Source organism: Acinetobacter sp. WCHAc010034, assembly GCF_001696615.3.
Taxonomy (GTDB): Bacteria; Pseudomonadota; Gammaproteobacteria; order Pseudomonadales; family Moraxellaceae; genus Acinetobacter.
On the sequence record NZ_CP032279.1, the window covers coordinates 627,063 to 650,093 of the forward strand.

Annotated in this window: 21 protein-coding genes; 11 read left to right on the forward strand and 10 right to left on the reverse strand. The window is 51.3% G+C overall.

The genetic code is table 11. The features are described 5' to 3' along the window. The gene (cxpE, locus tag BEN74_RS04410; protein WP_068913166.1) at window positions 1-1,221 is read right to left on the reverse strand and encodes a chloramphenicol efflux transporter CxpE; all 1,221 of its coding nucleotides are present in this window, start codon (window positions 1,219-1,221) and stop codon (window positions 1-3) included. A gap of 135 nt (window positions 1,222-1,356) precedes the next feature. Between cxpE and purM the strand changes: the two genes are divergently transcribed. Together purM and purN are read left to right on the forward strand one after the other, a co-directional pair. After that, entirely contained in the window at window positions 1,357-2,427 is a 1,071-nt protein-coding gene (purM, locus tag BEN74_RS04415) for a phosphoribosylformylglycinamidine cyclo-ligase (RefSeq protein ID WP_068913168.1), read from the forward strand. Window positions 2,428-2,436: 9 nt separating this feature from the next. After that, window positions 2,437-3,066, forward strand: a complete 630-nt coding sequence (gene purN, locus BEN74_RS04420; RefSeq protein ID WP_068913170.1) for a phosphoribosylglycinamide formyltransferase — start codon at window positions 2,437-2,439, stop codon at window positions 3,064-3,066. Window positions 3,067-3,145: 79 nt separating this feature from the next. On the opposite strand, the gene BEN74_RS04425 is transcribed toward purN, so the two are convergent. Both BEN74_RS04425 and sppA read right to left on the reverse strand, forming a co-directional pair. Further along, window positions 3,146-3,940, reverse strand: coding sequence for an alpha/beta fold hydrolase (locus BEN74_RS04425; protein WP_068913172.1), 795 nt, complete (start codon window positions 3,938-3,940; stop codon window positions 3,146-3,148). After that, window positions 3,937-4,962, reverse strand: coding sequence for a signal peptide peptidase SppA (gene sppA, locus BEN74_RS04430; RefSeq protein ID WP_068913175.1), 1,026 nt, complete (start codon window positions 4,960-4,962; stop codon window positions 3,937-3,939). The genes BEN74_RS04425 and sppA overlap by 4 nt, the downstream gene beginning before the upstream one ends. A gap of 129 nt (window positions 4,963-5,091) precedes the next feature. On the opposite strand from sppA, the gene BEN74_RS04435 reads away from it, so the two are divergent. Then, complete coding sequence (locus BEN74_RS04435) at window positions 5,092-6,096, forward strand: lysophospholipid acyltransferase family protein (RefSeq protein ID WP_068913177.1); 1,005 nt, start codon at window positions 5,092-5,094, stop codon at window positions 6,094-6,096. Here the strand turns inward: BEN74_RS04435 and BEN74_RS04440 are convergent. From BEN74_RS04440 to BEN74_RS04450, 3 genes are all read right to left on the reverse strand, one after another. Beyond that, window positions 6,060-8,546: a DNA internalization-related competence protein ComEC/Rec2 gene (locus BEN74_RS04440; RefSeq protein ID WP_068913179.1), complete on the reverse strand. Its 2,487-nt coding sequence runs from the start codon at window positions 8,544-8,546 to the stop codon at window positions 6,060-6,062. The two genes, BEN74_RS04435 and BEN74_RS04440, sit on opposite strands and share 37 nt — an antisense overlap. 86 nt (window positions 8,547-8,632) lie before the next feature. Next, entirely contained in the window at window positions 8,633-9,319 is a 687-nt protein-coding gene (lolD, locus tag BEN74_RS04445) for a lipoprotein-releasing ABC transporter ATP-binding protein LolD (RefSeq protein WP_068913181.1), read from the reverse strand. Further along, window positions 9,312-10,547, reverse strand: coding sequence for a lipoprotein-releasing ABC transporter permease subunit (locus BEN74_RS04450; RefSeq protein ID WP_068913300.1), 1,236 nt, complete (start codon window positions 10,545-10,547; stop codon window positions 9,312-9,314). The genes lolD and BEN74_RS04450 overlap by 8 nt, the downstream gene beginning before the upstream one ends. A 25-nt stretch (window positions 10,548-10,572) precedes the next feature. On the opposite strand from BEN74_RS04450, the gene BEN74_RS04455 reads away from it, so the two are divergent. Beyond that, window positions 10,573-11,142: a PilZ domain-containing protein gene (locus BEN74_RS04455; protein WP_068913184.1), complete on the forward strand. Its 570-nt coding sequence runs from the start codon at window positions 10,573-10,575 to the stop codon at window positions 11,140-11,142. Here BEN74_RS04455 and BEN74_RS04460 read toward each other — a convergent pair whose 3' ends face one another. Beyond that, a complete protein-coding gene (locus BEN74_RS04460; RefSeq protein ID WP_068913186.1) occupies window positions 11,143-12,054 on the reverse strand; it encodes a DMT family transporter in 912 nt (303 codons plus the stop codon). It abuts the gene before it with no gap. 11 nt (window positions 12,055-12,065) lie between these two features. Then, window positions 12,066-12,593: a YaiI/YqxD family protein gene (locus BEN74_RS04465; RefSeq protein WP_162898134.1), complete on the reverse strand. Its 528-nt coding sequence runs from the start codon at window positions 12,591-12,593 to the stop codon at window positions 12,066-12,068. Between the two features lie 399 nt (window positions 12,594-12,992). Between BEN74_RS04465 and BEN74_RS04470 the strand changes: the two genes are divergently transcribed. Continuing rightward, window positions 12,993-13,925, forward strand: a complete 933-nt coding sequence (locus tag BEN74_RS04470; RefSeq protein WP_068913188.1) for a hypothetical protein — start codon at window positions 12,993-12,995, stop codon at window positions 13,923-13,925. Between the two features lie 363 nt (window positions 13,926-14,288). Then, window positions 14,289-14,435 (forward strand): hypothetical protein, encoded by a 147-nt coding sequence (locus tag BEN74_RS19280; RefSeq protein WP_162898107.1) that lies wholly within the window; start codon window positions 14,289-14,291, stop codon window positions 14,433-14,435. A 58-nt stretch (window positions 14,436-14,493) separates the two neighbouring features. Here BEN74_RS19280 and serC read toward each other — a convergent pair whose 3' ends face one another. Beyond that, window positions 14,494-15,573, reverse strand: coding sequence for a 3-phosphoserine/phosphohydroxythreonine transaminase (serC, locus tag BEN74_RS04475; protein WP_068913191.1), 1,080 nt, complete (start codon window positions 15,571-15,573; stop codon window positions 14,494-14,496). Between the two features lie 119 nt (window positions 15,574-15,692). After that, complete coding sequence (locus BEN74_RS04480; RefSeq protein WP_068913193.1) at window positions 15,693-16,373, reverse strand: hypothetical protein; 681 nt, start codon at window positions 16,371-16,373, stop codon at window positions 15,693-15,695. Window positions 16,374-16,562: 189 nt separating this feature from the next. Here BEN74_RS04480 and BEN74_RS04485 point away from each other — a divergent pair, with 189 nt between their 5' ends. From BEN74_RS04485 to gltP, 5 genes are all read left to right on the forward strand, one after another. Beyond that, window positions 16,563-18,023, forward strand: a complete 1,461-nt coding sequence (locus BEN74_RS04485) for a TolC family protein (RefSeq protein WP_068913195.1) — start codon at window positions 16,563-16,565, stop codon at window positions 18,021-18,023. An 18-nt stretch (window positions 18,024-18,041) separates the two neighbouring features. Further along, window positions 18,042-19,211: an HlyD family secretion protein gene (locus BEN74_RS04490; RefSeq protein WP_068913304.1), complete on the forward strand. Its 1,170-nt coding sequence runs from the start codon at window positions 18,042-18,044 to the stop codon at window positions 19,209-19,211. Between the two features lie 11 nt (window positions 19,212-19,222). Beyond that, entirely contained in the window at window positions 19,223-20,353 is a 1,131-nt protein-coding gene (locus BEN74_RS04495; protein WP_068913197.1) for an ABC transporter permease, read from the forward strand. Beyond that, complete coding sequence (locus BEN74_RS04500; RefSeq protein ID WP_068913199.1) at window positions 20,350-21,444, forward strand: ABC transporter permease; 1,095 nt, start codon at window positions 20,350-20,352, stop codon at window positions 21,442-21,444. Before BEN74_RS04495 ends, BEN74_RS04500 begins: the two co-directional genes overlap by 4 nt. A gap of 266 nt (window positions 21,445-21,710) precedes the next feature. Continuing rightward, entirely contained in the window at window positions 21,711-23,006 is a 1,296-nt protein-coding gene (gene gltP, locus BEN74_RS04505) for a glutamate/aspartate:proton symporter GltP (protein ID WP_068913201.1), read from the forward strand. The last annotated feature ends 25 nt before the right edge of the window (window positions 23,007-23,031 follow it).

Below are 23,031 nucleotides of genomic sequence, written 5' to 3' on the forward strand. Positions count from 1 at the left end.
TTATGAGTCTTTATTGTCTGACCCTTCGATCTTACTCGATTTTTCAGCTTCCTGCAGGGGTTTTGCTGCCGGCTCCTTCAGCTCGACTTCCACATCGGCCTGTTCGGTATGAATGGAAATTGTGCCTGCAGAAATATCCTGCAGAATCAAAGCCGGAGAGCCATAGAGCTGGCTTTTTTCATAGCAGTCCCGCGCATGGCGCAGCAGCACCACAATAATCGCCGCCACAGGCAGGGCTATCAGCATGCCGAGGAAACCGGCCAGCTGCGCCCCGGCCAAAACGGCAAAAACGACGGCAACAGGCGACAGGCCGATTTTATCGCCCAATAAGAACGGCTGCAGAATATAGCCCTCTACCGCCTGGCCAATCATGAACACCACCAGCACCAGCACCAGCTGCATCCAGTCAATGCCGAACTGGAACAGCGTAGCAATCACGGCGGCAATCATGCCGACAGCAAAGCCTAAATAAGGAATGATGCTGGCCAGGCCGGCAATCATGCCAATAATCAGGCCAACTTCCAGGCCGATCATCTGCAGGCCGACGGCATAGACTACGCCCAGCAGGAACATCACCAGAAACTGGCCTTTCACAAATGCGCCCAGCACGCTGTGGCACTCGCCCACAATATGCAGCGCGCTTTTTTCATAAGGGCGGGGAATCAGGCGGCGCATACTGTTCAGCATGCGCTCCCAGTCCAGCAGGAAATAGAATGCAATTACAGGAATCAGCACCACCGTGCCGCCGATCTGGATAAAATTCAGGCCAGACTGCGCGACTTTCAGCAGCATGGCCTGAATGCTGTCTGTGCTGTAGTTGGTCTGAATATAGTCCATCACTGCTTTAGAAATCTGATCTGTGTCTATTTCCATTGGAACCAGATTAAAGGTCGCTGAAAGCCACGGCAGGAAGGTATAGTTGATCCAGTGAATGCCTGATGGAATGCCGGTTTTTGCATACATCAGCTGCTGCCAGACCAGCGGCGCCAGATACCACATGGCCCAAGTCAGCACTGTGCCGATGCCGATAAAAACAATGCTGATCGCCAGCCAGCGGGGCAAGCCTATTTTATGTATTTTATTGACTAATGGGCTGAATAAGTAAGCAATTAAGAAAGCGCCGATAAAAGGCAGCACAACCGGCTTCAGCAGGTAAAGCACCCACAGAATCAGCGCAATGCCGGCAAGAATAAAAATGCGACGTAAGGATTTATCACCCATAAAATTTCGCCTTTTTTCAGTGTAATCGTTATAGAGAGAAAAATATTTCAGTAAAGATAGCATTTTAGCGCATAAATAACATAAGTGTTTCGTATATTCAGGTATAATCGCCCCCGCGAATGCGGAGACTTCATTATGAGCAACTCAACCTCTACCCCAAACACTGGTTTAAGCTATAAAGATGCAGGTGTCGATATTGAAGCGGGCGACGCCTTAGTCGATCGCATCAAATCTGTCGCTAAGCGCACTGCGCGCCCTGAAGTCATGGGCGGACTAGGCGGCTTCGGCGCCCTTTGCAAAATTCCTAAAGGTTATGAAGAGCCTGTTCTGGTATCCGGCACTGACGGTGTAGGTACAAAACTGCGCCTAGCATTGAATTTGAACCGCCATGACACCATTGGCCAAGACCTGGTTGCAATGTGCGTAAACGACCTGCTGGTCTGCGGCGCAGAACCGCTGTTCTTCCTTGACTATTATGCGACCGGCCACTTGAACGTTGATGTTGCTGCCAATGTCGTCACCGGTATAGGTAAAGGCTGTGAGCTTGCAGGCTGCGCACTGGTTGGCGGTGAAACTGCTGAAATGCCGGGCATGTATGAAGGCGAAGACTATGACCTTGCAGGCTTCTGCGTAGGCGTGGTTGAGCAAAGCAAAATTATTGACGGCTCCAAAGTTAAAGCGGGCGACGTTTTGATTGGCGTAGCCTCTTCAGGCGCGCATTCAAACGGCTACTCTTTGCTTCGTAAAATTTTAGACGTGAAAAACGTTGACCTCAATCAGATTGTTGACGGCCGCCCGCTTGCCGATGTGGCAATGGAGCCGACGCGCATCTATGTAAAGTCGCTGCTGCAGCTTTGCAAAGAAGTTGATGTGCATGCAATGGCGCACATTACTGGCGGTGGCTTGCCGGGCAACCTGCCGCGCGTACTGCCGAACGGCGCGCAGGCAGTTGTCAATGAATCTTCTTGGGAATGGCCTGAACTGTTCAAGCTGCTGCAGCGCGAAGGCGGTGTTGAGCAGTTTGAAATGTACCGCACATTCAACTGCGGCGTAGGCATGGTGATTGCCGTTGACGCTGCTGATGCAGGCAAAACAGTTGAGCTTCTGAACAGCTTAGGCGAAAAAGCATGGGCGATGGGCCATATTGCTGACAACGCTGAATCTGTTGAAGGCGCAGACGAAAAAATCCGCGTAATCTTTGCATAAGCCTTCCGCATGATCAAAATTGCTGTACTGGTTTCCGGCAGCGGAAGCAACCTGCAGGCCCTGATTGATGCCAATCTGTCAGGCCAGATTGCAGGCGTGATTTCCAATAAGCCTGAAGCTTACGCTTTAGAGCGCGCTCAAAAAGCCGGCATTCAAACCGCCTTGATTGAGCATAAGCAGTATCCGAACCGCGAAGCCTTTGATGACGCCATGCATCAGCAGCTGCTGGACTGGGACGTTGATTTGGTGGTTTTGGCCGGCTTTATGCGCATTTTAAGCGCCAAGTTTGTCAAAGCATGGGAAGGGAAAATGGTCAATATCCACCCTTCCCTGCTGCCTTGCTATAAAGGCATGCATACCCATCAGCGCGTGCTGAATACCGGCGACACCCTGCATGGCTGCACCGTGCATTATGTCACGGCGGAACTGGATGCCGGCCAGGCGCTTGCTCAAGGCGTGCTGAAAGTCAATCCGCATGACAATGCGGAAACGCTGGCAAACCGCGTGCATGTGCTGGAGCATGTGATTTATCCGCAAGTGGTGGAATGGATCTGCACCGGCGCAATTCAGCACACAGCGCGCGGCGTTGATTACCGCGGGCAGCCTCTGCAGGCACCGGTTCAATTCTGCAAGCTCTAAAGAAATCTAAAAAGTCAGATATAAAAAAAACGCATCCCCGGATGCGTTTTTTTTATTGCTCACAACAAGGCCTGATGCATTAGTGCTGAATCAACTGCTTAATCAGCGCTGCGGTTTCCTGCGGATGCTCCAGCGGGAACATATGCCCGCCGGGCACAACCGTATAGGGAATGCCGAATTTCTTTTCCGCCAGCTGAGGAAAACCCCGGCCAATGAACGGCCCCAGCTCTGCAATTACCAAATTTACAGGCACTTGAGGCTTCGGCTGCGGCAGCCACCATAAAGACGGATTGGTTCTGAAGATCTTCACTTCATCCATTTTAGGAATGGTCAGCTCTACGCCGCCGCGGGCCTTATCTTCGGTCAGGGCATGGTCAATATAGGCCTGAAAGCAGTCCGGATCGAAGCGCTGATAAAAGCCTTTAGGGCGCAGCAGTTCGGCAGCCTGCTCGCGGCTTTCCCAATGATCCCGGCGGCGCAATGACAAGGCTGCCGGCGACATGGCATCTACGGCTTTCAGCTTCAGGGTTTTCGCAAAATGCAAAGCCAGCGCGTCTTTGCCCATAATCAAAGGCGGGTCCAGCATAATCACCTGTGAAAACAGCTCAGGGCGCTTCAGCGCGGCCTGAAAGCTCAGCACCGAACCCAGCGAATGGCCGAGGCCAATCACTTTGCGCCCTTTGGCCTGGCGCACAATGCTGTCTATCACCTGCTGCGTCAGGCTTTGCCAATGGTTATCAATCGGATAGCGCTTATCCGGCCCGAGCAGCGGCACATAAATGATGTCAAAATCATCCTGCAGCAGCGCAAACAGCTTTTGATAGACTTTAGAAGGCACGCCATTGGCGTGCGCAAAATGAATCAATGGCTTCATTGCAGTTTCGCATTATTCTCAGACTGAATCTGCTGCGACAGCGAAGCAGCAAAGCCCTGTCCGACTGAAGCACCCATGCGGTCCAGCACCGAGTCAAACGGGCTGTATTCAATGGTGTAGTTGATCGCTTTTTCAGTCTTCAGCTCGCGCTTCAGGGTATTCAGGCTGCCGATGCGGTCTGCAATGCCCAGCTTGACCGCCTGATCGCCAGTCCAGAATAAGCCGGAGAAAATTGCCGGATCATTGGATTTCAGCTTCTTGCCGCGACCTTGCTTCACCGCATTGATAAAGTGCTCATGCACATTGTCCAGCACCGCCTGCACATGGGCTTTCTGCGCCGGATCAACCGGCTGAGTCATGGACAGCAGCGCCTTATTGGCGCCGGAAGTCATGGTGCGGTCTTCCACGCCCAATTTCTGCAGCAGGCCATTCACGCCGTAATTCGGCATAATTACGCCAATCGAACCAACCAGACTGGACGGATTGACAATAATTTCATCCGCAGCCGAAGCAATGTAATACGCGCCGGATGCGCCGGTATCGCCAATCACCGCATACAGTTTTTTGCCGGCATGCATCTTTTTCAGATACTGGATTTCCTGCCAGATTTCATCGGACTGCACAGGCGAACCGCCCGGCGAGTTGATGTTCAGCACCACAGCTTGGCTTTGCTTGTTTTCAAAGGCTTTTTTCAGCGAGCGGATGGTGTCTGTACTGTTGACGCTTTGCTTATCGGCAGCAATGGTGCCGATAATATCAACCACGGCAATATGCGATCCGGCAGCGCCGGCATCACCTGTCGCCGCCGTGCTGCAGCTTTTGCCCAGCGCAACTAAAATAAAAAGCAGGTAGGAGAAAGTTAAAAATTTAAAAAAGATTCCCCAGCGCCGGGCGCGGCGCTGCTCTTCAACAGAAGCCAATACGGCCTTTTCCAGCAGCTTCCACTCATTGCCGGTGGGCTGCTGTGGATTTTGTGATGTATTTTGAGTTTCGTTTTGAGGTTTGGGTGGCCAATCGGACATAAAAAATCCAACAAACAGTGAAAATGTCTTCCATTATATACACCGAAACTGCTGGAACTGTCTAAACAATCTATTTTATCCTATAATTAATTCATCATTTCCTTTTTATTACGAATTGACAATAACACGATGACTGAACAGATCCCGCAGAATACAACGTACCGTCTATTGAAGTTTATCAGCCGCCAGCCGATTCAATTTTCTCGTTTTATTGCGCGGAGCCTTGCCGGTCTTGCGAATGCCTTAAAAATTTCAAAAACCTCTGAAGCTGTCCGCCTGAATCTGAGAATTGCCCTGCCTGAGCTGAGCGATGCTGAGCGGGAACGGATTACCCGGCTGGCCATCCGCAATGAATTGATATCTTATTTTGAGTTTTTCAGCATTTGGGGCGCAAGCAATCAGAAAAACCTGTCGCGCATTCATCAAATTTACGGCGAACAGCATTTTCATGACGCCCTGGCTGAAAATAAAGGGCTGGTGCTGATTGTCCCGCACTTCGGCACATGGGAAATCATGAACAGCTGGTTTGCGCAGCATACCCAAATGACCATTATGTATAAGCCGGTCAAAAACCCGGCAGCCGATGCTTTTGTGCGCAATGCCCGCAGCCGCGAACAGGCGCAGCTGGTGCCTACCGATGAGTCCGGCGTGCGGCAGATTTTTAAAGCGCTGAAACAGGGCGGCACCACGGTGATTCTGCCTGACCATACGCCGAATGCCGGCGGGGAAATGATTCCGTATTTTGGCCTGCCTTTAGCCACCAGCAATTTAAGCGCCAAACTGATTCAGAAAACCAAAGCCAAAGCGCTGTTTCTTTACGCCATGCGCAATGAGCACGACGGCTTTGACATGCATATCGAGCCGATGGATGACGCCATTTACCAAGGCTCCGCCAATGACGGCTCCAGAGTGATTTTTGAAGCCTTGGAACAGCTGATCCGCAAATATCCGGAACATTACCATTGGAGCTATAAGCGCTTTAAGGCCAGCCCGGAAACAGACGCCATTTACCATATAAAAATGGATGAAGCAGTCAAATTAGCGCAATCCATCCGTGAAAAAACCGCTGCAGCACAGGCTGCTCCGGCGCAAACTGCTCAATCTGAAATGGCCCGCCCTGAATCCGCCGGCTGATTTCTCCTCAGCCATTTCCAGCCGTCGCGCGCATAGCGCAAGCGCATTTGATGGCCCTGCTGCTGAAACTGAATGCTGCCCTGCTGCGGCGTGCTCAGCAGCGGAATATGCAGCTGCGCCAAGCGCGCCTGCGTTAAAGCGCTGGGATGGCCGTAGCGGTTAAATTTTCCGGCCGAAGCAACCGCCAGCTTGGGCTGCAGCACCTTTAAAAAAGCATAGGCCGAACTGTGCCGGCTGCCGTGATGCCCCAGCACCAGAACATCGGCCTTTAAATTAGGATAATCCTGCAGCAGCTGAAATTCGGTTGGCCAGCCTGCATCCCCCATCAGCAGAAAGCTCCGGTAAGGATAGGCATCCTGCACCTGCACATACAGCACGCAGGAGCTTTCATTTTTATTGGATGAAGCCGTTCTGAGCTGGGTGGGCTTGGGCGAAAGCACTTCAATGCTGACGCTTTTGCTCCATTGCCAGCGCTGCCCCTGGCGGCAGTAATCAAACTGCGACGGCGCCGGCGCATTGACTTTTTCGCTGGAATACAGCTCCCGGATGGACAATTGATGCTGTATGGAAAAATAGCCGCCGCTGTGGTCCTGATCTAAATGCGTCAAGACCAGCTGATCCAGCTCACTGACCGCATTTACCGATAAAAACGGCTGAATAATCTGCCGGCCGACACTGAATTTTTCCTCATCATAATTTCCGCCCATATCCACCATCAGGCTGCGCTGCTGCTCGCGGATAAAGACCGCCTGCCCCTGCCCGACATCCAGCACAGTCAGCTCAAAGGGATAAGGCATGCTGCCTTGCAGCAGCAGGGCCAAAACGCCTAAAATAGCCCAGCCTTTAGGCGCCAGCCCCCGCGGCAGAAACAGGATCAGCAGGCTCAGCGCCAGCGCTGCAAGCATATAGGCATTCATGGCAACAGGCTGCAGTTCAGGCGCAAACAGCCGATCCAGCAAGTCCAGAAAAGCCAGCAGCAGCGACAGGCACAGGTCATTCAGCTGAAATAACAGCGCAGATAAAGCTTCAGAAACGTAATAGCTCAGCGCGGCGGTTAAATCCAAAGGCACTGCAATCAGCCCCAGCCACGGAATGGCCGCAATATTGCTGAATGGCGTGATCCAGGAAACCTGCTTAAAGAACAGCGCCATTAAGGGAAATAAAGCCAGAAAAATCTTCCACTGCGATTCAGCCAGCAGCTTGAGCGAGATCAATGCCCTCCGCTTCCAGCCGCTCTCCCGGCTAAGCTGATGCTTTTGCTGCTGCAAAGTCTGGTAAATGCGCAGCAGGATAAAGCAGGCGCCGTAGGACAGCCAAAACGCCGCTGATAAGATGCTGAAAGGGTCGATCAGCAGCAGAAGAGATGCGCTGTAGATTAATAGCTTCAAAGGCTGAAGCCGCTGCTGCATCAGCAGAAGCAGGCTGCCCAAAGCGCACATCAGCAGCGTGCGCAGCGCTGGAATTTCAAAACCGGCAAAGGCGCAGTAAACCGCGGCGCAGCTGAGAAACGGAAAAATCAGCACATGCTGCCTAGGCATGGCCAAATACAGCTGCGGCCGACACCGTGCAATCATGCGCTGCAGCAGCCAGCACAGTATCATGGCGAAGACCAGCACATGCGGGCCGGAAATCGCCAGCAGATGGCTGATGCCGAAACGCTGAAACTGCGCCTTGGTCTCCCTGCTCAGCAGGCTTTCATCTCCAGTTAATAAGGCAAGCAGCAGCCCTTGGTGCTTTAAAGGCTGATGCTGGATGAATTCCCTGAAATTCAGGCGCTGCTGTTCAACCTTAAGCGCCAGCTGCGGCATCAGGCGCTGATGCTGCTTCAACTGCTGGCCATATCCTATGGCATAAAGCTGCTGTACAGTAAGCGGCTCAATGCGCTGAACGCGGAAACCCGAGGCAATATTCTGCTGCAGATGCCATTTTTCCTGATCAAACGCGCCGGCCGTGGCATAGCTGTGCGCAGGCTTCAATTCGCCCTGCAGCCGGTAATAGCGGCCCAACGCTAAATTCTGCTGCTCAGCGGCCGCTTTGGCTTTGGGCAGATAGGCCAAATACTGCAAATCCGCGTCCTGCTGGCCGCCTGCCGGATGATTCAGCACAGTCATTTTCTGCTGAATGCCATTTTCACCCAGTTCATTCAAACGCTGAATATACACAATCAGTTCCCGCTGCGCAGGTTCATGCACCGTATGCGCTAAGCGCTGATCCAGGCGGCCGTTGGCATAGCCAAAACCCATGCCCGCGCCGAGCAATACACTCAGGCTGATCGTAATGATTTGAATGAAAATGGGGGCGCGCTGCAGGTAAGGCTGCAGGATTTTTTCAGCGGCCAGGCAAATGCCAGCTGCGCAGAGCGCTGCCCATGCGCCGGCATGCCAGTCCAGCCACATTTTTCCCATGCAGGCGACGCCTAAAATCCAGCCGAGGCAAAACCACTGCAGCATTATTTTTATTCTTTGTGAGCTTTATTGCGCGCAATAATAAAGCCCGCCGGGGCGGGCTTCAATCTATAGCGGAAAATTCAAATGAATTAGGCTTTTTCAACCCAAAGGCCGTCCTGCATATGCAGCACCGCATCCGCCGACTGCGCCAGATATTCATCATGGGTCACAATCAGCATGGCCATATTGAATTCTTTGCGCAGCTCTGTCAGCAGCTCAAAAATTTTCACCGCGGTTTTACGGTCCAAGTTGCCTGTCGGCTCATCGGCCATCATCAGTTTAGGCTTAGCCACCAATGCGCGGGCCAGAGCCACACGCTGGCGCTCACCGCCGGACAGCTCGCCCGGCTTGTGGGTTAAGCGGTGCGACAGGCCAACGCGCTCCAGCAAATATTCCGCCTGCTTCTGCACATCTTTGTAGTTTGCGCCTTTGCGCAGCATCAGTGGCATCGCCACATTTTCCAGCGCAGTAAATTCCGGCAGCAGATGATGGAACTGATAGACAAAGCCCAAATGCTCGTTGCGGATATAGCCGCGCTCCGCCTCGCCCAGCGTGTCAAAGCGCTGGCCGTTAATGAAGACCTGCCCGGAAGTCGGGCGGTCCAGGCCGCCCAGCACATGCAGCAGGGTGCTTTTGCCGGAACCGCTGGAACCGACAATAGAAACAAACTCGCCGGCTTTGACCTGCAGCGACAGGCCGCGGATCACATCTACTGAAGATTTGCCTTCAGTAAAGGATTTGGTAATGTTCTGCGCGTCTAAAATTAAATTACTCATAGCGCAATGCCTCCGCCGGCTGGATTTTCGCTGCGCGGAATGCCGGGTAAATTGTTGCAAGGAAACTGAGCGCCAAAGACAGCGACACAATCACGGCAACATCCTGCCAGCGCAGATAGGACGGCAGATAGTTGATGAAATAGGCATCAAACATATTCAGGCCCAGGCTGGTGTTCAGCCAGCCCACAAAGCCGCTGATGCCGGAAGCAGCGATAACCCCGAGAACCGCGCCGGATACTGTGCCGATCACGCCAATCACCGTGCCCTGCACCATAAAGATTTTAGTAATTGTCGCCGGCGATGCGCCCAAGGTGCGCAAAATCGCAATGTCGGATTTTTTATCCGTCACCACCATCACCAATGAAGACACAATATTAAAGGCCGCCACTAAAACAATTAAGAACAGCAGCAGGCTGACCATGGCCTTTTCCATCTGAATGGCGCTGAACAGGTTGCCGTGCGTATAAGTCCAGTCAGAAGCATAGAAGTTTGCCGGCAAATCGCGGACAATTTCCTGCGACACTTGCGGGGCGGCGAAAATATCATCCAGCTTCATGCGGATGCCTTGCGCGCCATCCGGCAGGCGCAGCAGCGTCGATGCGTCATTCAGGGCGATATAGCCCATCATTGAGTCAACTTCTGCACCAATGCTGAAAATTCCGACAATTTTAAAGCGCTTGAAGCGCGGCACCACCCCTGCAGGCGACGGCGTCGCTTCAGGCAAAACCAGGGTAATGCTGTCGTTCAGGCCCAGGCCCAAAGCGTCTGTCATCTGCTTGCCCAGTACAATGCCGAACTCGCCTTTTTTCAGGTTGTCGATGCTGCCTTCAACCATATGGTCTTGAATAATCGAAACCTTTTTTTCATACTTCGGTTCAATACCCGTGACCATTACCCCAGAAACCTGGCCTTGCGCGGTCAGCATGCCCTGCAGCTGGGTAAAGGGCGCAACGCCCTGCACATGCGGGTGCTGCTCAATCTTCTTTGCAAGTTCCGGCCAATTTGTTAAGATTTGTGTTGAAGAAACAGTGGCTTGAGGTATCATTCCCAAGACGCGGTTTTTCAATTCGCGGTCAAAACCATTCATGACGGATAATACTGTAATGAGTACAGCTACACCCAGGGTAAGACCGATCATCGAAACCAGAGCAATAAAAGAAATAAAGTGGTTACTGCGCCGTGCGCGAGTGTATCTCAACCCTATATACAGCGAGATTGGTTTAAACATAACCATCTAGTCCGAGGTAATAATTATGGAAAATTTACAGCATCAAAGCGGAAACACGGAACGCCGCGTCATGTCACGCATCGATGCTGCCTTGCGAATCAATTATCAGATTATTTCTGATGATGTTGCGCTGAATGATCCTTACGATCCTAATTTCGTCTTGCCGCGCTATTTTCTACTACTTGCAGAATTAGATCAATTTGATCATGCGCTTAACTACGAATTAGAACAATTAGCTGAGAAAGATCAACAAATTGCCCGGATATTATCCTTATTTAACCAAAAATTAAACCTGATTACCGGTTCACTGTACGATGCCATTGTGCAAAGCATGCTGCCGATTCCGGAACATGTGAACTTTTCAGAAACCGGCTTAAGCTTTTTCAGCGAGCGCCCGATCAAGGAAGGCAGCTACGTGCATGTGACTTTAAGCCATCCGGAAAATTTCTTCCATATCGCAGCCACGGCGCAGGTAGTTTACAGCCGCGAAGAGGAAAACAGCCAGTACCGCACCGGCGCCTATTTCATTACCCTGCATCCGCAGGACCGCGTCAAGCTGGCCGAATGCGTCGCATCCGCGCAGCATAAAGACTGATCACTGTTCAGCCTTGACTTTATGGGCGAGCGCGCGGCTCGCCTTAATATCCTGATAAAAATACACGAATAGGCCGGACAGTAGCACGGCTGCGCCCGCAACCACAAGCATGGTCACTTTTTCGTCATTCAGCAGCGCGCCCACCGCCATCGCAATCATCGGCGTCAGCACCGTGGTTAAAGACAAAGTCGCGGCTTTAATATTCTTCACCAGCTTGAAATAACAGAACATGGCCACTAATGACGCCATCACCACCGCATAGCCCAGCCCGATCAGTGATTTCGCCCCCGGCATTTCCACAGGCGCATAAGGCCAGATGAACGGCAGCATGCAGGCCGCGAACAGCGCTGAAACAATAATTGAACCCGTAGCCTGCGCCATCGGCTGCAGCGGCGCATTGACTTTCTTGACCCAGAAAATTGACGCGCAGTAAATGAATACGCTCAGCAGCATCAGCGCAATGCCCTGCGGCTGCACATGCTGCTGGCTGCCGCCGAGGCAGATGATGCCCAGCCCGCTGACTGCTATCAGCATGCCCAGCCACTGCATGCGGTGCAAGCGGATCTTAAAGGCAAAATAGCCGATCAGCCCGGTAATGATCGGCGCAAGGCCAAACATCAGGGCAATAATGCCTGAACTGAGATATGCCGTCGCCAAATAGGTGAAAATTTGCGAGCCGATAAAGCTGAAAGCGCCCGCCACATAGCTGTGCAGCGATTGCGCATTCACCGGGAATTTTGCGCGCACAATCAGCAGCAGGATAACCGCTAAAGGCAAGGCGATGAAAAAGCGCAAAGCCAATGCCCACAGACTGTGCAGGTCTGTCACACTCCAGACAATCGCCAGCGGCGTTGTGGCCCAGATAAACACCAGCAAGGCATAAGTCGAGATTAAATTCAGCTTAGACGGCATAATCCGCGGCCCTACTGCGCAGTTTTGCGCTTTTGCTTCTGAATAGTCTGATCCAAGCTGCTGGAAAACTCGCGCTTGTCGCGCTCAGAAATTGGAGGCGGCCCGCCGGTCTGCACGCCAGCGCCGCGCAGGCTGTCCATAAAGTCACGCAGATGCAGGCGCGCCTTAACATTGGCCACGGTATACACTTCACCGCGCGGATGAATGGCAATGCCGCCTTTTTCGATCACCTGGGCAGCCAGCGGAATGTCCTGCGTCATGACAATGTCATGTTCTTTCATGCGCGCAATAATTTCCTGATCGGCGGCGTCCGCCCCATGCATCACCTGAATTGAATTGATCCGCACAGACGGCGCAATGCCCACGTTCTGGTTGGCGACAAAAGTAACTTCCAGCTGATAGCGGTCAGAAGCCCGTAGAATCACTTCCCGTAAAATTTTAGGCAATGCGTCGGCATCGACCCAAAGTTTGAATGGCAGCACAATGGCATCCAGTGCAAAGAATAGAACCCTTATCTTAGCAAAACTGCGCGGCGGCATTCAGTGACATTAAATGCTTTTCTGTAATGCTTTCTCAGAAAATGAGAAATTAACCGCGTCCAGCAGCGCTGAAAACTGGCCTTATAGGCTTAATGCCAGTCAGTTAAGCATTTTTAATCCTCCCCAACCCTCCTTTTTCAAAGGAGGGAGCGTTTTGAAATTCAATATGCTATTGAATTCAAGAGTGTTCCCCTCTTTTTCAAAGAGGGGTTAGGGGAGATTTATCAATCAGCAATAATGAAATTACGCTTAACTGATCAGCATTACTTATAGGCTGGGAAATACGCGGCTTTGAGCGCTGTTTTCCGGCCTGCAGCGATATATTTCTCCGCACAGACTTGAAAATTCAAAATAACCCTCGATTTAATATACAAACACCACCCAACATCAATCGTGCATATGAAAAATCAAAACAGACCTGAAATTATCACCATTGAAGATCAGAACTTCGGCAGCCACATTGAACACTGGAATTTGCTGACAGAGCAGCCGGGCTCTGAAGTTCCGCGATGGTTAGGTCAAGCGCTGGATGCGCCGGTCATGCCGATGGGCCTATGCGCGGCGGAATGCGATATGGACGCAGGCACCTGGCTGATTCAAGGCCCAAGCAAAGCGCCTGTGCAGCTTTCCCAAGTGATTGAGGTTGAGAATAACAAGCCTAAAGCAGTGAAAACCGCATTCCCCTGCTTTGACAGCCCGTATAAAATTAAAGCCAGCATTGACCGGATTATTGCCTGCAAATCCAATATTCAGGCGGTGCTGTGCCTGAATCTGGGCGACAACACTACAGTCTACGCCTTTGACAGCCTGTACAGCGTCAATCATGACCAGTATGAAAAAGGCCAGGATTATCTGGTGCAGCTGAACGGCTGGGCCTATGAGCTGGAAGCGGTGGCGGAGCATGAGCAGCTGGTGGTGGATGATCCCGCATCCATCAAGCATCACCGCGCGCTGAACGATATTTTAGCCGCCAACAATGGCGTTGCGCCGGCTAACCTGCAGGAGCAGATTGAGGCTTGGCAGCCAAAATCTGACGATGACAAAGAACCTGTTACGGTCGATTTCTCTAAGATGGTGGCGTATTTATACGGCGAAAATATGGGGCAGGAAGATGAAGCCTGGTTCCAGGGCAATATTGTCGGCAAATCCTCCATGCAGTTCATGGAGCATGAATACACCCTGTATGACGTCACGCTGATCCATGAAGAAAATCAGCCGGCCATCCTGATCCGCATTGCGACTAAAAATGCGCAGTACAAGAACTTTGAAATTGGCCAGTTCATCCGCGGCAATATCTGGATTCAGGCCAATATTTACGCAAAATCCGCTTGATGGCAATAAAATCTGGCCTGATTCTGCACTTCTCAGATTCAGGCCAGCTTTTCTTAATCTGAACGCCGGTTTTATTCATCGGACTTTAAAAGTGCAGCCTAAGCCAGCGCATGCAGTTGGCATTTTTAAATTCAAAGCCGATCTGCGCCGCAGTTTTTTACTCTGCAGCTTTTTTACAGTTTAGGCAGGATTAAAAATTGCCGGATGCCTGACAAAACAGGCGCTGGAAAATACCGCGGCATCGGGCTAAATAAATTGAATCCTTTGGCTGGTTCAATTAGGATAGTACTTTATTTAGGCATTTTTTTATGCTAAAAATGCCTGTAGCGAATAGGAATTAACGATAAATAGATCGGAAAATAAATGTCTATGAAAATCGTGCAAGAAGAAAATTTACAGCCGCTTGAACATCAGCTGACGTCCCGATATCACATCGAGCCTATGGCCTGCCTGTTTTTTGCCTTGGGCATGCTGATGTGCGCTTATATCCTGCATACCTTTATTCTTTAATTTTTGACCCGCATAAAAAAGCCCATCTATGCGATGGGCCTTTTTTATGCATCACGCATTAGCCATTGCGTTTTGCAAAGTCATCCATAAAGCTGACCAAAGCCTGAACGCCTTCTAAAGGCACAGCATTATAGATGCTGGCGCGCATGCCGCCGACAGAACGGTGGCCTGCCAGGTTCAGCAGATGATTTTCTTCCGCTTCTTTCAGGAACTGCTTGTCCAGATCTGCATTGACCAAAGTAAACGGCACATTCATGATCGAACGGTTTTCTTTGGCAATCGGGTTATTGTAGAAATCGCTTGAATCGATATAGCCGTAAAGCAATTCCGCTTTCGCCAAATTTGCCTTATAAATTGCGTCTACACCGCCCTGCTCCAGCAGCCATTCAAACACCAGGCCAGACAAGTACCATGCATATGTAGCCGGCGTATTCACCATAGAGTCATTCTTGGCTTGCGCTGAATATTTCAACAGGCTTGGAATTTCAGCTTTTGCCTGATCCAGCAAATCGTCACGGATAATCACCAAAGTCAGGCCAGCCGGGCCAATGTTCTTTTGCGCGCCCGCATAAATCAGGCCGAATTTAGAAACATCTAATGGCGCAGACAAAATGCTTGAAGATAAGTCAGCAACTAATGGCTTGTCTGTTTCCGGAATGCTGGCAAATTGAATGCCGCCAATGGTTTCATTCTCTGCATAATGCACATAAGCCGCGTCATCAGACAAATTCCATGTGCTTTGATCTGTAATGGCAAGCTTGCCGTCAATGCTGGCGCCCGCTTCAATGACGTTAATATCGCCGTAGCGCTGCGCTTCTTTGGTGGCTTTTTCAGACCAGATGCCGGTCTGGATATAATCCGCTTTGCTGTTTTTGCCCAGCAGGTTCAAGGGAATTGCGGAGAACTGCAGCGATGCGCCGCCTTGCAGGAACAGCACTTTATAATTCTCAGGAATATTCATGAGCTTGCGCAAATCCGCTTCAGCCTTTTCTGCAACAGCAACATAATCTTTGCTGCGGTGGCTCATTTCCATGATGGAAAGACCTTTGCCATGCCAGTCCAGCATTTCAGCTTGGGCTTTTTCAAGAACGGCAGTAGGTAATGCAGCAGGACCAGCACAGAAGTTGTACGCGCGCATGATTTTTCCTTTCAGAGTGAAACACAATAAAATGATGGCATTTAACCATAGATAGCCCAGTCTTGCAGTAATTTATCCTGAAAATATTTCAATACTGCCGGACATTTAAAGCTGAATTTTCAATAAAGATCTGATCTTTTCACCGGCTTGATTATTTCAATAAACGGCTCGCCGGCCAGCGCATAGCTGACGATCCGCAGGATTAAGGCTGGAATCACGACAACGGCATGTATCAGCATGGCTAAGCTTAAATAAACGGCAAATTCCAGCCAGCGCAGCGGCGCCAAAAACACCGTGTTTTTATGTTCCAGTTTCAGCCGCTTCAGTTCTGACAGGCGCGCAGCGCCGTTCGCATCAATCCACTGGCGGGACTGGGCATCATAGGTATTGCTGCTGACCAAGCCGCGCCGGTAGGCCTGCAGCATGCGTTTCGGCTTCAGGAAAAAGCCGGTAGAAAGCGCAATCAAGTTCATCACGCCTAAAACCGGATGGCGGAACATTGACCCCGTGCCCAGTTCCCATGCGCTGACCTCGCCTTCACCGATGCGCCCCACGGTATAGCCGGTTAAAATATGATGCATATCGTGATATTTCAAATATTTATGCCGAACACCGATATTCGGCATAGGCACAATCAGGCAGCCGGTATAGACGCCAACCGTGAGCGGTTCGCGGTCGCCGACAATCGGCCCAAAGCCATTTTTCTGATAAAAAAGTTCCACCGCTTCATTCAGCGTGCAGGAATCTGCAAAATTATTTGGCGCTTTAACTTGTAAATTCATCTTATATTTATTAAACATGAAAGGCATCCTGACCCAATATAAGCGATAATTTCAGTTTTTTCAGCTTTGATTTATTATGAAAATATAGACACTTGTATAAAAAACATATTGCCCGGCCCTTGCCTTATAATTGAAATGACAATGCGGAGAGTCTATTGGATGTTACAGCGTTCCTCAGTTTTTTTTAAGCCTCAATCCCAAAGCGCCATGCAGAAGAGCGCTGAGGCTGCGCGGCGCGGCGCCCTGTTCACCGCCTCCATGCTGTTCAGCTCAATCTGCCTTGCGCAAAGCATCAGCTATCAGCAGGCGGAGCAGAATGCGCTGCGGGATTCCTACACTACGCAGGCCCATCAGGCGCTGCAGCAGGCGTCGCAGCTGGAAGCGGAGGCGCTGAAAGGCTTAGGGCTGCCGCGGGTTGATTTCAACGTGCGCGCTTATGCCTTTCATAATGAACTGGATGTGCCTTTAGGCGCGCTGAAAAATAATTTAGAACAGACGCTGTCCAATGGCGTCAGCAGTAAAATTGATGAATGGCAAGGCACTTTAGGCAGCGCAGCTGACCCCTTGAAAGACAGCTTAAACCAAACCATTCATGACGGCGTCGGCCTGATTCCAGATTCATCACAGGTGGTTTTGGAAGATCAGGTCATTCGGCCGACCGTTTCCATCACCATGCCTTTATATACCGGCGGACTGACGTCCATCGCTAAAGAGGCCGCCAACTTAAAGGCCCAGCGCAGCCAGCTGAACAGCAGGCAGCAGCAGGATCTGCAGCGCTTTGAGCTCATTCAGGCCTATTTTAATGCGCAGCTGCAAAAGCAGCTGCTGGCCAGCAGCCAGTTTAATTTAGACGCCATGCAGGCCCATTACCGCAATGCTCTGAAACTGGAGCAGCAGGGCTTTATCAGCAAAGGCCAGCGTATGCAGTTTGAAGTGGCGCGCAACAATGCCGAGCGCGCGCATCAAAATGCGGACGCCGGCTATAAATCCAGCCTGTTTCAGCTGAACAACCTGCTGCAAAGCAGCCAAATTACCGATTTAACCACCCCGCTGTTTGTCAATTCCGCGCAAAATCTGGCCTTAAACAATCTGCTGAAAAGCTTTCCGGAGCATTCCGCGCTGATTCAGAAAATGCAGATGGATACCCGGCTGGCCAATGCCAATGTCAAAGCGCAGAATGCCGCCAAAAAACCCAGCCTGTTCGCCTTTGGCGAATACAGCCTGGATGACAAGCAGAACTGGATTGTCGGCGTCGGCGCGCGCTACAACTTGTTTTCCGGCATCGATAAAAGCAAAAATGTGCAGGCCGCAGAACTGCAGCGCTATGCCTCTGAACTGATGACCGAGCGCGCCAAACAGGAAATTGAAAGCGTCATTTATGCTTCCTACAGCGAAGCCGCCGCAGCGCAGCAGAGCGATCAGCTGCTGCAGCGGAACCTGAAAGCGGCGCAGGAAAATTTGCGCATTCAGGAACTGTCTTTTAAGGAAGACATGGGCACCGCCGCGCAAGTAATTGACGCGCAAAATGCGCTCAGCGGATTAAAATCCGAAACTGCGCTGAATGCCTATAAATACGTGATGTCGCTGGCCGCGCTGCTGCAAAGCCACGGCTCGATTGAGCAGTTTCAGACTTATATTAATCAGCCTAATACGCGCTATGTCCGTTAATTTCGGATGGGGAAATGCATGAATCAAGATCAAAGCACGCCTGATCCGCAAAACAGCCCTGCTTCTTCTGAGCTGCCAGCAGAGAGCGCCGCGCCAGCCAGTGCAGCGGAACAGAACGCAACAGCGGATAGCGCCGCGCAGGAAGCCGTCGCAGCCAAGGCCCCGGCGGATCAGCCGGCCGCAGAAAATGCCGATGCGAAAAAATCCGGCGCGCTTAAAGCTGCTGGCCTGACGACGCTGATTCTGCTGCTGAGCCTGATCGCTTTCGGCTTATGGAAAAGCTATCAGCCGAAAGCGCTTGAACTGCAAGGCCGCGTTGAAGCCGAAACCATCCATGTATCCACCAAAGTCCCAAGCCGCATAGAAGAAATTTATGTGCAGGATGGGCAGAAAGTGGAAAAAGGCCAGGAGCTGGTGCGCCTGTACAGCCCGGAAGTCGACGCCAAGAAGCAGCAGGCTTTAGCTGCGCTGCAGTCCGCCCTTGCCCTGCAGGCCACGGCTGACCGCGGCTCGCAGGAAGAAAATATTGCAACGCTGCATGCCAACTGGCAGGCTGTGAAAGCGCAGCAGGCGCTGGCGCAAAGCACTTACCAGCGCGGCGCCAAGCTGTTTCAGGAAGGCGTGATTTCACGCCAGCGCCGCGATGAGCTGCATGCCGCCGCTGTTTCAGCCGCCGGAATGACCGAAGCATCCTATCAGCAGTACGCCCGCGCCAAGCGCGGCAGCACGCCTGAGCAGAAATCCTCGGCAGACGCGCAAGTGGAAATTGCCAAAGCCGCCGTGGCCGAAGCCAATGCGCTGGAAGCGGAAACCAAACTGCTGGCGCCCATCCGCGGCACGGTATCAAAAACCTACGGCAAAGCCTCTGAACTGGTGGCAATGGGCGTGCCTGTAGTCAGCATTATTGAAGATGATGATTTATGGGTCAGCCTGAATGTGCGCGAAGACCAATATCAATCTGTCTATACAGCCAAAACCATGAACGGCTATATTCCCGCGCTAGGCCAAAACGCGGCCTTTGAAATCAAACATATTGATGCCGAAGGCGAATTCGCCACCATTAAAACCACACGCCAGACCGGCGGCTATGACATCCGCAGCTTTAAAGTCCATCTGGCGCCGGCGCAAGCCATTCCCGGCTTAAAAGCCGGCATGAGCGTGCTGTTTAAAGTCACAGAGGCGCAATAGCGGTGCGGGCAATGCTGGCGGGCCTGCTGCGTGAACTGCGCTATCTGCTCAAGCATAAGTGGGACTTATGCCTGGTCACGCTGGCGCCTTTATTCATTATTATCATGTTCAGCAGCATGTTTGCGCAGGGCAAGCCTGAACAGCTGCCGATTGCGGTGATTGATCAGGACCAGAGCGGGCTCAGCAGGAATATTCAACGCTATTTAAGCCTGAACCATACGCTGCGGATTGCAGAAACTACGGATAATCAGGCCGATGCAGAATACCTGCTGAATCAGAATAAAATCTGGGGCTATGTGCATATCCCCGCAGGCGCGGAACAGCGCCTGGTGCAGGCCCAAGATGCGCAAATCAGCATCGCCTTCAATCAAAGCTACTTCAGCGTGGGCAATACAGTTTCCTCCGCCATGCTGCTGAGCACTGTGCAGGCAGCCGCAGATTTTGGCGGCCAGGACTATCTGGAAAATAAAATTCCCTATCTGGATGCGCCGGCGCCGAATGTCAAAATTTCCCCCTTATATAACCCCGGGCTGAATTATGAGTTCTATTTAGAACCGTATATGATTCCAGCCATACTGCATTTGCTGCTGTGCTGCTGCGTGGCTTTTTCTGTGGGGCAGGAACTGAAATTCCAAACTGCAGATCAATGGCTGAATCAGCACAGCCTGCTCAGCGCGCTATTGTCCAAAAATCTGGCCTATATTTTAATTTTCAGCGCTTGGACATGGCTGTGGATGATTTGGCTGATCGGCATCCGCGGCTGGTTCGTTTCCGGCCATTTATGGCTGATTCTGGCGGCGCAGATCCTGCTGTACAGCGCCTATGCCTTTCTCAGCAGCGCCATTGTGCTGGCGACAAAAAACCTCAGCAAAACCTTTGGCTTTATTGCCGTGTACGGCGGCTCGTCGCTGAGTTTCGCCGGCGTGACACTGCCGCTGAACAATGCGCCTCTGTTTACCAAATTCTGGGCGCATATTATCCCCTACACGCCTTATGCCAAGCTGCAGACTGAACAGTGGGTGATCGGCAGCCCGCTGTCCTCCTCGCTGCAGCCTTTTGCAGTCCTGCTGATTTATGCCGCGCTGTATTTTGCGCTGGCTTATGCCTTCCTGAAAAAATATGCCAAGGGGATGCAGCCATGAAGCAGTTTTTCCAGTCTTACCTCAAAACTTTCAAAGACATCGCCGCCAATTCATCCCTGCTGACCACCTTGATTCTGTCAGTCTTCATGTACAGCTTTTTCTATCCGACCGCCTATCAGGCGCAGCAGGCGCAAGCCCTGCCGATTATCATTGTCGATGAAGAGCAAAGCGCAGTGACCTCGGCGATTATCAGCCAGGTCGCCAACAGCCCGAATGTGGAAATTAAAGCCGTGACCGGCAACTTTGCAGAAGCTGAGCGCATGATTCAGCGCCAGCAGGCCGATGGCATCCTGCTGCTGCCGGAAAATCTGTCCGGCAGCCTCCGCCATGGCGAAGCCGGCGGCATTGGGCTGTATCTGAGCGCAGCCAACTTCCTCAAAACCAAGCAGATTGGCCTTGGCCTTGCGGCCTCCATAGAAAATGCGCTGTCGGAGCAGGCGGAAAAATTCGGCCGCCTGTCGCATTTCTCCCCGGCCCTGTCCATTCACCAGATACCGCTGTTTAATGCATTATCCGGCTACGGCAGCTATATTTTTCCGGCGGTGGCGCCGCTGATCATTCATCAGACCATTGTGCTTGGCTTATGCATGCTGCTGGCGGGTTACCGCGAACAGCAGCAATGGCGCCCTGAACCGGCGGAGTTCTGGGGCATCTTTTTTGCTATTTTCACCATTGGTTGCTTAGGCTGCCTGTATTTATTCGGCTTCACCTTCTGGCTGTACGACTACCCGCGCGGCGGCAATTTTACCGGCATGCTGATTGGCGTGCCGGTTTTCATCAGCTGCGTGATTGGCGCAGCCATGCTGCTGGCTTCATTTCTGGACATGCCGGAGCGCGCAGGCCACCTGATTGTCTTTACCTCTATTCCGCTGTTTCTGCTGTCCGGCGCGGCATGGCCGCATGCCGCCATGCCGCTCTGGCTGCAGGGGCTGGGCGAATTTCTGCCCTCAACCCAAGGCATTCAAATGTTCATTCAGCTGAACCAAATGGGCGTGCCGGCTGCAATTGTCATTCCAAAGCTGATTTACCTGAGCGCCTTTGGCGCAATCTGCCTGATTTGGGCCTATTGGCGCTTAAAACTTAAACCATAGGAGTCATTTATTAATCATTTTTATTCAATTTATAAATTAAATTAATGCATAAAATCGAATTATTAACTTAAACTGAAAAAATAATAAGCAAATGAACCGGCAAAGCGAAAAAAAGTTAGCTCATTCTTTATAAGCGCTTCACAATATAATTCTCCCAGTCTGCCAAAATTGCTCTTGCCTTTATTGCCCGCCACTTTTTAGCTGCCGCGGCGTCAAGAGTTGCTGTGGAATTTTTTTGCCCCTAATTTAGTTTTTCAGAGCTGAGTATGAAAAAAATTAAGATAAGCCTTGCATGGCAAATCGTGATTGCGCTGATTTTAGGTATACTTTTAGGCTCTTTTCTCCACTATTCTCCTGAATACCGTGACGCCTTAGTAAATAATTTATTGACCCCGCTGGGTTCAATTTTTATTAACCTGATCAAAATGATCGTTATCCCGCTTGTGGTTTCAATGCTGATTTTAGGCATTGCAAACGCAAGCCACGGCACGAACGTCGGCAAGCTTGGTTTCAAAACCATCCTTTATTTTGAAATCATTACCACGATTGCCATTATTGTCGGCTTAGTCGCCGCCAATATCTTCCAGCCCGGCGCCGGCATCGACATGTCGAGCCTGACCCAGGTCGATATTTCAAAATATCAGGAAACCAGCCATGAAGTCAGCCAGCATTCGCATGGCCTGATTCAAACCATTCTGTCGCTGATTCCATCCAACTTTTTCGCCGCCCTGACCAGCGGGCAAATGCTGCCGATTATTTTCTTCTCGGTTTTATTCGGCATCGGCTTAGGCTCTTTGGCGCAGGAAACCAAGCAGCCGTTGATTCATGTGCTGCATGCGGTTTCTGAAACCATGTTCAAAGTGACGCACATGATTATGCTGTTTGCTCCTTTGGGGGTCTTCGGCTTAATCGCGGCTACGGTGGCAAACTTCGGCTTCAGCTCACTGCTGCCTTTGGTTAAATTGGCGCTGCTGGTATACGGCGCAATCTTCTTCTTCATCTTTATTATTTTAGGTTTTGTGGCCAAAATTTGCGGCTTCAGCATTTGGACTATTATTAAAATCTTAAAAGATGAGCTGATTCTGTCCTATTCAACCGCCAGCTCAGAAACTGTGCTGCCGCGGATTATGGAAAAAATGGAAGCTTACGGCGCGCCAAAGCCGATTACCAGCTTCGTGATTCCTATCGGCTATTCATTCAATTTGGATGGTTCAACGCTGTATCAGAGCATTGCGGCGATTTTCATTGCGCAGCTGTACGGCATTGACCTCAGCTTAGGCCAGCAGGTTATTCTTGTGCTGACGCTGATGATCACCTCCAAGGGGATTGCCGGTGTTCCAGGCGTGTCTTTTGTGGTGCTGCTGGCCACTTTAGGCAGTGTCGGCATTCCGCTGGAAGGCTTGGCGTTTATTGCCGGCATTGACCGGATTTTAGATATGGCGCGCACTGTGCTGAACGTCATCGGCAATGCTTTGGCGGTGCTGGTGATCAGCAAATGGGAAGGCCAGTTCGATTACGAAAAGCAGAAAAACTACAATTTCAAAGCCAATGATACTTTATAAATCATGGGCATAGAAAAGGACGCTT

Coding starts and splice junctions, on each gene's coding strand:
- serC (WP_068913191.1), bottom strand. CDS start 15,573: ATGCGCGCGTACAACTTCTGTGCTGGTCCTGCTGCATTACCTACTGCC.
- BEN74_RS04490 (WP_068913304.1), top strand. CDS start 18,042: ATGAATCAAGATCAAAGCACGCCTGATCCGCAAAACAGCCCTGCTTCT.
- BEN74_RS04465 (WP_162898134.1), bottom strand. CDS start 12,593: ATGCCGCCGCGCAGTTTTGCTAAGATAAGGGTTCTATTCTTTGCACTG.
- BEN74_RS04455 (WP_068913184.1), top strand. CDS start 10,573: ATGGAAAATTTACAGCATCAAAGCGGAAACACGGAACGCCGCGTCATG.
- BEN74_RS04435 (WP_068913177.1), top strand. CDS start 5,092: ATGACTGAACAGATCCCGCAGAATACAACGTACCGTCTATTGAAGTTT.
- lolD (WP_068913181.1), bottom strand. CDS start 9,319: ATGAGTAATTTAATTTTAGACGCGCAGAACATTACCAAATCCTTTACT.
- purN (WP_068913170.1), top strand. CDS start 2,437: ATGATCAAAATTGCTGTACTGGTTTCCGGCAGCGGAAGCAACCTGCAG.
- BEN74_RS04495 (WP_068913197.1), top strand. CDS start 19,223: ATGCTGGCGGGCCTGCTGCGTGAACTGCGCTATCTGCTCAAGCATAAG.
- BEN74_RS04500 (WP_068913199.1), top strand. CDS start 20,350: ATGAAGCAGTTTTTCCAGTCTTACCTCAAAACTTTCAAAGACATCGCC.
- BEN74_RS04460 (WP_068913186.1), bottom strand. CDS start 12,054: ATGCCGTCTAAGCTGAATTTAATCTCGACTTATGCCTTGCTGGTGTTT.
- BEN74_RS04425 (WP_068913172.1), bottom strand. CDS start 3,940: ATGAAGCCATTGATTCATTTTGCGCACGCCAATGGCGTGCCTTCTAAA.
- purM (WP_068913168.1), top strand. CDS start 1,357: ATGAGCAACTCAACCTCTACCCCAAACACTGGTTTAAGCTATAAAGAT.
- sppA (WP_068913175.1), bottom strand. CDS start 4,962: ATGTCCGATTGGCCACCCAAACCTCAAAACGAAACTCAAAATACATCA.
- BEN74_RS04450 (WP_068913300.1), bottom strand. CDS start 10,547: ATGTTTAAACCAATCTCGCTGTATATAGGGTTGAGATACACTCGCGCA.
- cxpE (WP_068913166.1), bottom strand. CDS start 1,221: ATGGGTGATAAATCCTTACGTCGCATTTTTATTCTTGCCGGCATTGCG.
- BEN74_RS04485 (WP_068913195.1), top strand. CDS start 16,563: ATGCAGAAGAGCGCTGAGGCTGCGCGGCGCGGCGCCCTGTTCACCGCC.
- BEN74_RS04440 (WP_068913179.1), bottom strand. CDS start 8,546: ATGCTGCAGTGGTTTTGCCTCGGCTGGATTTTAGGCGTCGCCTGCATG.
- BEN74_RS04470 (WP_068913188.1), top strand. CDS start 12,993: ATGAAAAATCAAAACAGACCTGAAATTATCACCATTGAAGATCAGAAC.
- gltP (WP_068913201.1), top strand. CDS start 21,711: ATGAAAAAAATTAAGATAAGCCTTGCATGGCAAATCGTGATTGCGCTG.
- BEN74_RS19280 (WP_162898107.1), top strand. CDS start 14,289: ATGTCTATGAAAATCGTGCAAGAAGAAAATTTACAGCCGCTTGAACAT.
- BEN74_RS04480 (WP_068913193.1), bottom strand. CDS start 16,373: ATGTTTAATAAATATAAGATGAATTTACAAGTTAAAGCGCCAAATAAT.